This window comes from Vibrio sp. 10N.247.311.49 (assembly GCF_041467655.1).
In the GTDB taxonomy this organism is placed as follows: Bacteria; Pseudomonadota; Gammaproteobacteria; order Enterobacterales; family Vibrionaceae; genus Vibrio; species Vibrio crassostreae_C.
Genome location: NZ_JBFSVA010000008.1, coordinates 22082 through 33618 on the forward strand (window position 1 = coordinate 22082; position 11537 = coordinate 33618).

The 11537-nt window shown below is 44.5% G+C and carries 8 protein-coding genes and 1 pseudogene; 3 read left to right on the forward strand and 6 right to left on the reverse strand.

Annotated elements, in window-relative coordinates:
* The first annotated feature begins 38 nt into the window (after positions 1–38).
* Positions 39–941, forward strand: a complete 903-nt coding sequence (locus AB6E54_RS10040; RefSeq protein ID WP_017061876.1) for a DMT family transporter — start codon at positions 39–41, stop codon at positions 939–941.
* A gap of 32 nt (positions 942–973) precedes the next feature.
* Here AB6E54_RS10040 and AB6E54_RS10045 read toward each other — a convergent pair whose 3' ends face one another.
* The 4 genes from AB6E54_RS10045 to deoD all read right to left on the reverse strand — a co-directional run bounded on the left by AB6E54_RS10045 (position 974) and on the right by deoD (position 6472).
* Positions 974–2554: a diguanylate cyclase domain-containing protein gene (locus AB6E54_RS10045; protein ID WP_372057814.1), complete on the reverse strand. Its 1581-nt coding sequence runs from the start codon at positions 2552–2554 to the stop codon at positions 974–976.
* Positions 2554–4023 carry a hypothetical protein gene (locus AB6E54_RS10050; RefSeq protein ID WP_019821666.1) on the reverse strand — a complete coding sequence of 490 codons (1470 nt, stop codon included), beginning with the start codon at positions 4021–4023 and terminating at the stop codon, positions 2554–2556. Before AB6E54_RS10050 ends, AB6E54_RS10045 begins: the two co-directional genes overlap by 1 nt.
* A gap of 186 nt (positions 4024–4209) precedes the next feature.
* Entirely contained in the window at positions 4210–5679 is a 1470-nt protein-coding gene (locus AB6E54_RS10055) for a lactate dehydrogenase (RefSeq protein ID WP_017064249.1), read from the reverse strand.
* Positions 5680–5761: 82 nt separating this feature from the next.
* Positions 5762–6472 (reverse strand): purine-nucleoside phosphorylase, encoded by a 711-nt coding sequence (gene deoD / locus AB6E54_RS10060; RefSeq protein WP_017061880.1) that lies wholly within the window; start codon positions 6470–6472, stop codon positions 5762–5764.
* 346 nt (positions 6473–6818) lie between these two features.
* On the opposite strand from deoD, the gene AB6E54_RS10065 reads away from it, so the two are divergent.
* Positions 6819–7793, forward strand: a complete 975-nt coding sequence (locus AB6E54_RS10065; RefSeq protein ID WP_029235850.1) for a L,D-transpeptidase family protein — start codon at positions 6819–6821, stop codon at positions 7791–7793.
* A 157-nt stretch (positions 7794–7950) separates the two neighbouring features.
* On the opposite strand, the gene AB6E54_RS10070 is transcribed toward AB6E54_RS10065, so the two are convergent.
* On the reverse strand, positions 7951–8217 hold the full coding sequence (locus AB6E54_RS10070) for an Lpp/OprI family alanine-zipper lipoprotein (RefSeq protein ID WP_017064250.1): 267 nt from the start codon (positions 8215–8217) through the stop codon (positions 7951–7953).
* 361 nt (positions 8218–8578) lie between these two features.
* Here AB6E54_RS10070 and AB6E54_RS10075 point away from each other — a divergent pair, with 361 nt between their 5' ends.
* Positions 8579–9910, forward strand: a complete 1332-nt coding sequence (locus AB6E54_RS10075) for a DEAD/DEAH box helicase (protein WP_017061883.1) — start codon at positions 8579–8581, stop codon at positions 9908–9910.
* Positions 9911–10025: 115 nt separating this feature from the next.
* On the opposite strand, the pseudogene AB6E54_RS10080 reads toward AB6E54_RS10075, so the two are convergent.
* Positions 10026–11272, reverse strand: a pseudogene (locus AB6E54_RS10080) (SGNH/GDSL hydrolase family protein).
* Positions 11273–11537 lie beyond the last annotated feature (265 nt).

Consider the following 11537-nt stretch of genomic DNA (forward strand, 5'->3'; position numbering starts at 1 on the left):
TTCTAAATGACGTGCATAACCACAAGGGATAAATACGGATGTATATAGGTGAATTGGCGGCCATTGGCGCTGCAATTGTGTGGGCATGTGCGACATGGATCTATGGGCAATTTGGACATCGCTTCTCTGCGATGCAATTGAACATTGTTAAGGGTGTAGTAGCCTCTGGCATGATGCTGTTGGTCATGCCGTTAATACCGATGCCTGAATTTGAATTGAGTACCAACCATTTTCTGATATTGGCAATTTCAGGTGTGATTGGTATTGCGATTGGAGACAGCGCCTATTTTGCGGCGTTGAAAAGAATCGGTGCCAATAAGACGCTGTTACTGGAATCTTTAGCCCCGCCTCTTTCTGGTGTGCTGGCATTAATGTTCCTGGGCGCTGTATTGACAGTGCAAAGTTGGCTCGGTGTCGTGATTACAACACTAGCGGTGACCTTCGTTGTCTTCCAGCCATCAAAATCGGCGAGCGGTGAATCGAATAACAAAGCGCAGTGGGGTGGCATTGGTTATGGGCTTGTGGCGAGTGTCTGTCAGGCATCTGGTGTGGTTATTTCTCATTACGCGTTAGTGGCGGGTGATATTCCACCATTGTTAGGTGCTTTGATTCGCCTGACGATTGGCGTGTTTGCTGTGATGCTGATTATCCCTTTCGTTGAAAAGAAGCCGTATTCATCGATAAAAAGAGATTTATGGGAAATGACCAAGCTCGATAAACTGTGGTTATTAGGAGCAATCTTTGTCGGGACGTTTCTCGCTCTATGGCTTCAACAAGTGGCGTTGAAGAATGCTAACCCTGCGATTGCACAAACGTTGATAGCGACCAGCCCGGTCTTTATTTTGGTGATTTATGCGCTGAAAGGGGAGAAGGTGTCAAAGCAAAGTATCATAGGCACACTTGCCGCCCTTGCTGGTATTTCTCTGTTCTTTTATCAATAAGCAGTTGGCCTAAGCTACAGAGCTATATGCCACTACTCTGTACACACTTGATTACGGCCGTTGGCTTTAGCTCGGTATAGCGCTTTATCCGCACGGTAGAAGGTGCGTTGAGTATTCTCTCCGTCACGATGCAAAGTGATACCAATACTCACGGTCAAACCGCGCTCCCCAAGTATCTCATGCCAACCGAATTGGAAAATGCGCTCTCGATAATTTTCAGAGTGCGTTTCTGCCTTCGGAAGATCAGTGTTCTCTAGAATGACGAGGAACTCTTCTCCGCCAAACCTGACACACGATGCGCCTCTAAACTTAAAGTATGAACGCAGCTCTTGAGACACGCTAACAATCGCTTTATCACCCACTAAGTGACTCAGTTCATCATTGATAGACTTGAAGTGGTCAATATCAATAACCATCAGCGCGAAAGAGGTATCGTGCAGCAGCATGTCTTTCAGTTTCACATCTAACCAGCGGCGGTTGTGCAACCCTGTTAATGGATCTGTGAATACGTCTTGTTGAAGCTGAGCCACCGCATTCTTGTGTTGTTCGGTTGTCTCTTTGAGCTCTTTGTTCTCTTGTTCAGAGAGAATGAGTTTGAGTTGTAACTCAAAACGAGACAGTCGGCGTAGCTGGCTTGCACCGAGTTCACTGATCGGGATCTGCTTCATCAGATCGGTTTCAATTCGGTAGCCTTTTTTCTCATAGCTTAGCGCTTCTTGAAAACGCCCTTGATTCATACACACATCACTCAGCGAATCGTAGAATCGTTTTGCAAGTACTGGCGACGAGTAGGCTTTCACGCGTTTGTCTGTGCTCGACAAAATCATGCTCGCGTAGTCTTGCTTGCCGGTTGCACTTAGGCAATGTGAGAGCTCTAGACGAGTCATGGTTGCAAGCCAGCTTGCTTGAGTGCTGTTGGCTGGGTATTGAACCTTAGACAGACAGCGTAGCGCTTCATGGTGTTTTTTCTTAGCGCGCAGCACCTTTGCTTGGTAAAGCAGTATTTGAGCTGTGAGCAACTTGTCACTGACCAAAATACTCAGTTCTTCGCACTCATTCAGTAAATCGCTGGCTGCTGTAATGCGATTGAGTAGAAGTAGGCTTGCTACCATATGCAGCTTGAATTTGAGGCGAAGTGAGCGACTGCTTATCGCATGGTCTATGCTGCTGATTTTTTGGTAGTAACGAAGTGCTCTGTTGTGATCGCCATAGGAATCACACAGGTTGCCCATGCCTAAAATAGCTAATACATACTCATCGATATGACCGTGTTCAACCGCGATAGTCGACGAACTGACGAATTCATTGAGTGCTGAGGTGTAATCACCAGTTTCAACTAAGCGGTCACTTAAACTGGTTTTGACTGTCAGAATATCTTCGATATCGGCAGGAAGGTGGAGCAGATCGAGTGCTCGTCTCAACTCTTCGATACTGGTTTGATTTTGTTGTAACTCGGCACGGTATTCAGAGCTAATGATATAGCAGTGCGCTTGCTCTGTTTGCGTTGTCGAAACGTGCTGACGAATGTGGTTCCAGAAGATGATCGCTTCTTCACCTGATACTGATGAAGGGTCTAAACCGGCGTCTGTGATCTTGCTTAATAGAGTTTCCATTATTCTATTACCTCAGCATCGTCTTCTTCGAGTTGTTCAAGCGTGAACGGGAACGTCAAAATATCATTGAGGCTGACGCTTGGTTTCGAACCTTTTAATCCTTTTCTATGCCATGGATAGATATCGAGCATGGTGCTGAGAGTTTGGAAGGTTTGCTCTGCGGCTTCGCCTTTTTCGGAAAGCATAAGGGCCACACGTTCAGAACTTAGTCTTGCAATGAAGTCATTCTGGTTACATAAAGCATGAGCAATCTCGGTGCAAACATCTAAGTAATCAGTATCGACATGATGGAACATAATGATGCTGTGGTTCGAGCGTTTAAGCTCTGTCTTGAACAGCACCAACTTTTCCCACCAAAAGGTTTCAGAGACAACGTAAGAGAGGTGCTTTTCAGGATCGTACTCGTGCTGACCGCGAATACGGTTAATCAGTTTTCGTGCTCTCTGTTCAAGCTGGCGTTTTGAACTGCGCGCTTTATCTAACCCAACACGTGTCGTTTGCTCTTTGAGCATGCCGATAGAATATTGACGGTACTTTTTAAAGGCGACGAGCGCGGCTTGGAAGTCTTGGTTTTCTTCCGCTACCAAAGATTGTTGGTAACAGATTTGGCTTAGCAACTCCCCATTATCGAACTCGTTTGCGGATTGCTCAGCGAGCCTCAGTAATTCCGCCGCTTGTTCTGGTCTTTTTCTCAGGAGCTCCAATCTAGCTCGGCTGATGTATGAGTGCGCTTTCATCCAAACTAGGTTGTGTTCAACTGCCAGATTGTGCGCTTTGGCCGTGGCGCGCTCTGCGTCATCTAAGCGTTCAAGACCAAGAAGTGCTAAGCCTCGGAAGTCCCACACCTCAGCATGCCAAGTGTTATCTTTATGGTCTTTTAATGCTTCTTCTGCACCGTCTAATACCGACAGCATTTCAACATAGTTGTTGAGCAGGTAGTAATCCCACGCAAGCAGTATTCTGGCTTTACCCTCTAACCAACCAATGCGGCTGTTGTTAGCAACTTTAACGGCAAGCTGGTGGGTAGAACGTGCAAGTTTATATTCGTGGGTCATCCGCCAAATATTGCCAAGGCCAATGAGGCATTCAATTTGAATTTCGACTTCATCAACCAACGCGGACTGCTCTAAAGCATTGATCCAGAACTGTTGGGCGGAATAGTACTTGGCTTGTCCCCAGAACTGGAGCGCGTGTAAATGGAGGATTTCGGGCAGAAAAAGATCGGTATCTAATCGGCTTTGGCGCTTGTAGGCTTCCTTGATGTATTTTAAACCTTTTTGGTAATCCATCAGGTTCCAGCTACATCTTGCCATTAACATTAATGACTGGATGGCACCCTCTTCAAACAGAACTTGCTCTGATCGGACTAGGCACTGTTGGGCAATCTCTAGGATCACCGATGGCTCAGAGTCGACTCGAGTTTTGAGTTTTTCTAATTCTGTTTCAAGAAGGTACTGATTTTTGTCCAAGACTTACATCCATGATTATCGAACATATTGATAACACAATCATTATAAGAGTGTAATTTGAGATAAGCACCAATTATCTTTCGTAGAGCGTCAAAGGAACATCGATCTTTTCTAATTATGGGTGTTACCTCATGTTGTCGCTTTAAAATCAATGAGTTCCCGAATAATTACCTAGAGGCTTTGTTGCTATGAAAGTAGTTGCTTTAGAGTTAATGGCAGCTCCGCTACGCCTAAGCGTTGTGCTGCCGTGAGCCCTTGCTTATCTTGGTAGCACAGATTGTGCCAAGCTCTAAATATGTCGAGCAATGGAAGAATGCCCCCAGGACGAAGCTTACGTCTGGGCTCATTAATAAAGCTATCAAATAACAACTGAAAGCGCTGTTGATAGAACTTAGTTTGTTGAATTGAGGCTGTGTTAAACCACTGTTTTGGTTCTGGATTGTTACCGGTTAGGTAGCAGATACCTTTCTGGTTATCACCCTGATTGGCAATAGCCCAGCGATCTCGCCACCAACTCATGTGAACGATGTCGATCTTTTCAAAACTTTGGTCGTCTTGCCAGCCTGAATCTTCTTCGACATACATGAGGTCAATATTTTGACTCTGAATGCGCGGCAAACATACACTTAAAGCGGCAGATCTTAGTAATGGATCTTGTGGCATATAGATGGCGACATGCTTGTCTTCGTTACACATATCCAACACATGTAAGAAGTGAGCATAAGAGGTATAAGGCGGTCGAATGAGAGCGCCTTTTGAAGGGTAACTAAATGTGGTGAGGTTACCCATAGGGTCCTCAACGTTACCTCTCGCAAGAATCACTTGGTACTGCTGTTCAATGCGCTCTTTTAGTTTGTCAGAGGGCTGAGGCAGTTCGAGATTTGCTTCTGAAGAGTGCTCTTTGGATACAAATCGTGCCACATCATCATAAGGGTTATGGTCGACGTTTCCTGATGGTTCTTCATTTTGAGAGTAGTTAACGTGTTGGCAAAGTATATAGCCAGAATGCGCCTCGCCCGTCGCTATCCACACCACACCGTTGTTACTTTGTGGTTGCAGACGCTGGTAGTGAGATGCGAACTCGTAATCTTTCGCATGGTTAACCCATCGTGCATCGATCATCGCTAATTTACGACGACAACGGCTCGCGATATGGTCAACATGATCATAGAAAGTCTTTGGGTTGATCTCTAATTTTCGGCAGATTTCACGTACGGAATAGCCCATGAACAGTAAGCCCATGAGGTTCTCTTGAAATTGGAGTTTTTTATTGGATCCAGACCATTTATCAACGAAGGTTGTTTGGCAGTCTTTGCATCGATAACGCTGCCTGTCGCCACTGTAGCCGAAGGCATGATAAAGATGTTTATGGGTATGAACCGATAAGCCGAAGTTATCGCAATCATCATTACGACAAGCAGGGAGCCCGTCGCTGTGAAGTTGTCTTAAGCGATGAAGTTCGCTTAACACTTCACGATTGTTAAGTAAGGGGGGGAAAGCTCCACATTCACGACAAACCATCGCTGGACGCTTAGGGTTCGCGTGTTGCAAAACATACCGTTTTGCATCGCTCAAGCCAAAGTTGTCACACGCCAATGTTTTACAAAAGTTGAGTTGCAAACCATCCGCATCTTTTGGCAGCTTGTCGTTAGACACGATCTCCCCCTCGGGATTATTTGAGCAGCCAAGCGAGCCTGGCTGCGGGGTAACGCTTTTCAATGTATCTTTTATCAAATCGTTAGATGTTGATTGCTGTCTCTAGAGCAACTTTCATCATGTCGTTGAAAGACTTTTGACGCTCTTCAGAACTTAGTTTTTCACCACGGATGATGTGGTCAGATACTGTTAGGATAGTTAGTGCTTTAGCACCAAGGTCTGCAGCAACGCCGTAGATACCAGCCGCTTCCATATCAACACCTAGGATGCCTAGCTTTTCCATTTTTTCGAAAAGGTCAGCTTCTGGAGTGTAGAAAAGGTCTGCAGAGAATACGTTACCAACTTTAACTGGAACTTCTTGTGCACGAGCTTGGTTTACTGCTTCTTCTAGAAGACCGAAATCAGCGATAGCAGCGAAGTCGTGGTTGTTGAAACGAATGCGGTTTACTTTTGAGTCAGTAGATGCACCCATGCCGATAACAACGTCCATTAGTTTAACGTCGTCACGTACCGCGCCACAGCTACCTACACGAATAACGTTTTTCACGCCGAACTCAGCGATTAGCTCGTGTACGTAGATGCAGCATGATGGGATACCCATACCGTGGCCCATTACAGAAACTTTCTTACCTTTGTAAGTGCCTGTGTAGCCAAACATGTTGCGAACGTCACAAACTTGCTTCACGTCATCAAGGAATGTTTCTGCAATGTATTTTGCGCGAAGCGGGTCGCCCGGCATAAGTACTGTTTCTGCGAAATCACCAGCTTGAGCATTAATATGAGGTGTAGCCATGGTCGTTCTCCAAAGTTTAAACGGTAATTATAGGAACAGGATTTAATCAATTACCGATTCTGTTGAATTGAATTCGTTTTGTTGAGGCAATATTAGCGAGTTAGAACGTGGATCCATGAGACTTTAGTCACAAAACAGGTCTGCCATTATAGTTTTATTAATATTGATAACTAAATCTGTTGAAAGCGTAAAGGCAATCGATTTTGTATGGGTTAATTGCAAGCGAATGAGAGGAAAAGGCCCACACATAAACTTGTTGTCTATCAGTTTCGAGACAACAATACGTTGTAGAGACGTTTGATCAGAGATAATCTAAACTTTGATAAAAGACAAACCAAGGATTTGTATGTCGCATTGCGCTAACTCGACGCCTTTGCCGTCAATGAAAACACGACTTCACAGGGCGGTGTCGCTTGTTGTAAGAACTACTTTGCTTGCCAGCGGGATAGCTTCATCGTGGGTGTCTGCTGCAACCTTTGAATTGCCACCAACGGAAAGCCGCATTGTGGGCAGAATCCAGCAGCATGAAGTGGCGGCGGGCGAAACCTTGGCCATCATTGCCAAGCAATACGATATTGGTTTTCTCTCTTTAATGGCAGCCAACAAAGGGGTGGATCCTTTTCTTCCCGCGGAAGGCTATGTGTTAAGCATTCCAAGCCGCTTGATTTTGCCTGACACCCCAAGAAAGGGGATTGTCATCAATCTTGCTGAGTTAAGGTTGTATTACTTTGAGCCTGAGAAAAATCAGGTGCATGTTTTCCCTGTCGGCATCGGTCGAGTGGGGCGTGATACTCCCGAGATGATCACCAAGATAAGCCAAAAAAGACCGAATCCAACATGGACGCCACCAAATTCAATCCGCAACGAGTATCTTGAAAAGGGCATTGAATTACCGAGAGTGGTTCCTGCCGGGCCGGAAAATCCATTGGGAGAGTACGCTTTGAGGCTTGCTTATGGCGCTGGCGACTATTTGATCCATGGTACAAACAAAGATTTCGGGATAGGTTTACGAGTTAGCTCTGGTTGTATCCGAATGGAACCTAAAGACATTGAGTGGCTGTTTGAGCAAGTGAACCGTGGTGAACAGGTCACCATTATCAATGAGCCGATTAAGGTGTCATTAGAGCCTGATAGAAGTGTGTTTGTAGAAGCGCACGAGCCATTAACTCGAAGTGATGGTTCAAAGAAATCATTACAGATCCCTGTGGAACTAAAATGGTGGCTTGAAGACGCAGAACTGCCAAATTCAAAGGCGAAAGCGGTTATCTTTGCTCAAAACGGCGTACCTGTAGAGATAGCACCACCTGTGATTGAGTTTTAATTCGATTGCCTCTTCTGCAACAAGGGGCGGTTTTATCTTGTTTACTCGCATTAGTGTCACCCAAAAAAAGCACCACATCCGATAAGAAGTGGTGCTGTCTATATACTGCTTTTTGCGACTTATTTAATCTACAGCTTAATCGCGATTAGATCTCAAACTACTTAGTGTAAGACTCAGCGATGTTGTCGATACGGTCGTTAGCACGGTCCGCTTCTTCTTTCGCTGCCATTGCGGCTGCTTCTGCTTCTTGAGCCTTCATTTCTGCGGCTGCTTTGTCACTCTTAAGTGCTTCAACTTCGCTTGTTAGTTGAGCGACTTGGTTAGTTAGTTGATCCATTTCTGACACTGCAGCTTCTTCTGGCTCTGAAGAACAACCGGCTAAAATGAAAACTGATGCTGCAGCTGCGATTAACGTCTTATTCATAAGAACTCCTTGCTTATTTATCATCAAAAGATGCGCTATACATTCTTTATCATATAGTCGCTTCATTAATGATTGTAGCGACTAATTTTTTAACTGCAAAAACAATAACTAAAGAAATTGCTAAATTTTTGAGTTAATTAGCTAAGTATCACGTTGTGTCTCATTTATGAGATGAAGGATTTAGAGACGACTTGAAGGTGTTTTTGGAGAGCTATCCCTTTGCTAGCAATGCATACGTTGTTCTAGCTAAAGATAGATAAAGGGATAAATTTACTGTGATCTCTATCCTTATAAAGTACTTTCGCGGTATCATGTCACGTTAAATTAATTTTATTCAATACCATCATGACTGGAGAGTCCTTTGCACTTTAAAGATTTAGGCTTAGATAACCGCTTACTGAAGAACTTAAAACATTACGACTTCAAGAAGGCGACAGAGATCCAATCAAAAGCGATCCCTGTTGCTATTGCTGGTAAGGATCTATTGGCTTCATCAAAAACGGGATCAGGAAAAACATTGGCGTTTGTGTTGCCAATGATACATAAAGCATTAAAAACAAAAGCGTTTTCTGCTAAAGATCCTCGTGGTGTAATTTTGGCTCCTACTCGTGAGCTAGCGAAGCAAGTTTACGGCGAACTGCGTAGCATGCTTGGTGGTCTGTCTTATGAAGCGGCGCTTATCTTAGGTGGTGAGAACTTTAACGACCAAGTTAAAGCACTGCGTAAGTACCCTCGTTTTATCGTTGCGACTCCAGGCCGTCTTGCTGACCACCTAGAACATCGTTCATTGTTCCTAGATGGTGTTGAAACGCTAATCCTTGATGAAGCGGACCGTATGCTTGATCTGGGTTTCGCTCCAGAACTTCGTCGCATTGCCAATGCAGCTAAACACCGTCGTCGTCAAACGTTGATGTTCTCTGCAACGTTAGATCACGCTGAAGTAAATGGCATTGCAAATGAAATGCTAGACGCACCTAAGCGTATCTCTGTTGGTGTTTCTAACGAGCAACACTTAGATATCACACAGAAATTCTACTTATGTGATCACCTAGATCACAAAGAAGCGATTTTAGACCGTGTACTGGAAGAAGCTGAATACCGTCAGGTAATGATCTTCACAGCAACACGCGCTGATACTGACCGTTTAACAGATAAGTTGAACGAGAAGAAGCTTAAAGCGGTAGCACTGAGTGGTAACCTAAACCAAACGCAACGTAATGCTATTATGAGCCAGTTCGAGCGTGCGGTTTACAAGATCTTGGTAACTACCGATGTTGCTTCACGTGGTATTGATATTCCAAACGTGAGCCACGTTATCAACTTTGATATGCCTAAGCATACGGAAGAGTACGTGCACCGTGTAGGTCGTACTGGCCGTGCGGGTAACAAAGGCGATGCGATTTCTTTGGTTGGTCCAAAAGACTGGGACAGCTTCAAGCGTGTTGAGCTTTACCTTCAACAAGATCTTACTTTCTCTGTGCTTGAAGGCCTAAAAGGTAAGTTCAAAGGTATTAAACCTCGTAAACCTGCGTTTGCTAAAGGCGGTCCTGCTAAGAAGAAGACCAACACTCAAGCGAAGAAAACGCCGAAGAAACCAGTTAAGCGCGATAAGAGCTTCCACCAAAATGTGGCCGTGGGTGATACCGTGTTTATCCCTAAGAAGAAAGTCGCACCAAAAGTGGACGACGAGTAATCACCAGCCAGTTTTAAAGCGTTTGCTAGTAAAACTGACATAAATAAAAACCGCCAATATTAGGCGGTTTTTTTGTATCTCGACCTTGGCTCAGCCATTACTTTTCGATATTTAGTTAGAAATTGAACGTCGAGAACGAATACGCCAAGATGTGGTCGGCAATGTATTTATGAGTAGCTGTAGTTGGGTGTGTCACGCCCCAAAATACATAACTGTCTGAACCATAGGTGGCACAGTCATTGGTTAAGCTGTGGCTTCGCAAGTAGTCCGCGGCTGAGCTTCGATTGATATTAAGACAAGCATCGCTCGCGTTTCGAAAGCCATGTTGTTCTGGGTTATCGGTAATGCTGGCGAACAACGCACTTGCATCGAACAACACCACGTTTTTCCCTATACCTTGGTAATACTCGGCTTGAGCTTTGATGAACTGGTTGAATTCTAAGATCTTGCCACGAACTTTTATTATCTCTTGTTCGGTAGAGTATTTGAATTGAGGGGCTTTGGTTGCATCGGGTAAGGTGAACAGCAGGATATTGTTCGCACCAGATTCTGTTAAGCGGATCAGCGCGCTGCTAAAGTCAGCCTTTACATCGGCGACTTCTCGGTTGTAATTCATGAAGTCATTGAGGCCAAACTCTAAAGTAAACAGTGAGTTTTCCGGACGATAGTTTTTGGCGACTTTCATGTAGGTCAGATAAGAGGTGACTTGATCATAAACACCAGTCAATGCCACGTATTGGTTGGTACCTGCGGCGCCACCCACAGCCCAGTTATACAGAGGGACATCTTTCGCTTTTGCTAAATACTCCGTCCAGACTAAACCATTCGAAAGTGCCCTAAAAACCACGAATCTGCGTTCGGAAAAAACCATTGTGAGCCATTAAATATATTACCAGTGTCGGACAGGCTATCACCAAAGATGACAATACGATTGATGCTATTGGCCTGGAACGCGTTATCGTTGGTCCAGATGGAGTGGTTGTAAGAGAAGCGATTATCTGCGGCAAAGTAGGTGATGTCAGCGGCGTCATGTTGGATGTCGAGCGTCTGTTCGCAACGCTGTTTGATTTCAGATTGAGGCGCATCACTGTAGAACATGTTTTTGAAAGAAACAGAAGACCACCAATATCCGTTGATCGTGTAGTAATCACCACTCTCTTTCTTTGCCCACTTCCAGTCGGTGGCTGGGGAATCATGAGAGGCATCGGTTCGATACCAACATCTAACATATGAATAGGTCTCTGAGCCTTGTGCACTGAGTACTTGTGCAGATGTAATCGATTCAGGTGTTGGTATTGAGTCTTCAGCGGCATAAGCGGCAAAAGGCAGGGCTAACGTGAGTATTAGAGCCGTATTTTTCATCACTGTATTCTCTTTTATATTTAGATGAGCCAAACAGAAACGCTGTTGCTTGTTGCTTGTTGCTTGTTTCTTGATAAGTGGATAAGTAAATAACTGGTACGACCTATATCTAAAATCAATAATTAGCGTCAATATATTCAGGGTTATGGTGTGTCGTTAATGGAATAAGCCTCAAGTTATCAACGAGTTTTTGGTTGAAAAATACCTGTTTCCAAACGGTTATTTGTCGAATAATTTTGGTTTATTGAGAATGTTGAATTGATAT

Bases quoted from the DNA above. Each gene is read 5' to 3' on its own strand.
- AB6E54_RS10040 (WP_017061876.1), top strand. From the start codon at position 39: ATGTATATAGGTGAATTGGCGGCCATTGGCGCTGCAATTGTGTGGGCA.
- AB6E54_RS10045 (WP_372057814.1), bottom strand. From the start codon at position 2,554: ATGGAAACTCTATTAAGCAAGATCACAGACGCCGGTTTAGACCCTTCA.
- deoD (WP_017061880.1), bottom strand. From the start codon at position 6,472: ATGGCTACACCTCATATTAATGCTCAAGCTGGTGATTTCGCAGAAACA.
- AB6E54_RS10065 (WP_029235850.1), top strand. From the start codon at position 6,819: ATGTCGCATTGCGCTAACTCGACGCCTTTGCCGTCAATGAAAACACGA.
- AB6E54_RS10070 (WP_017064250.1), bottom strand. From the start codon at position 8,217: ATGAATAAGACGTTAATCGCAGCTGCAGCATCAGTTTTCATTTTAGCC.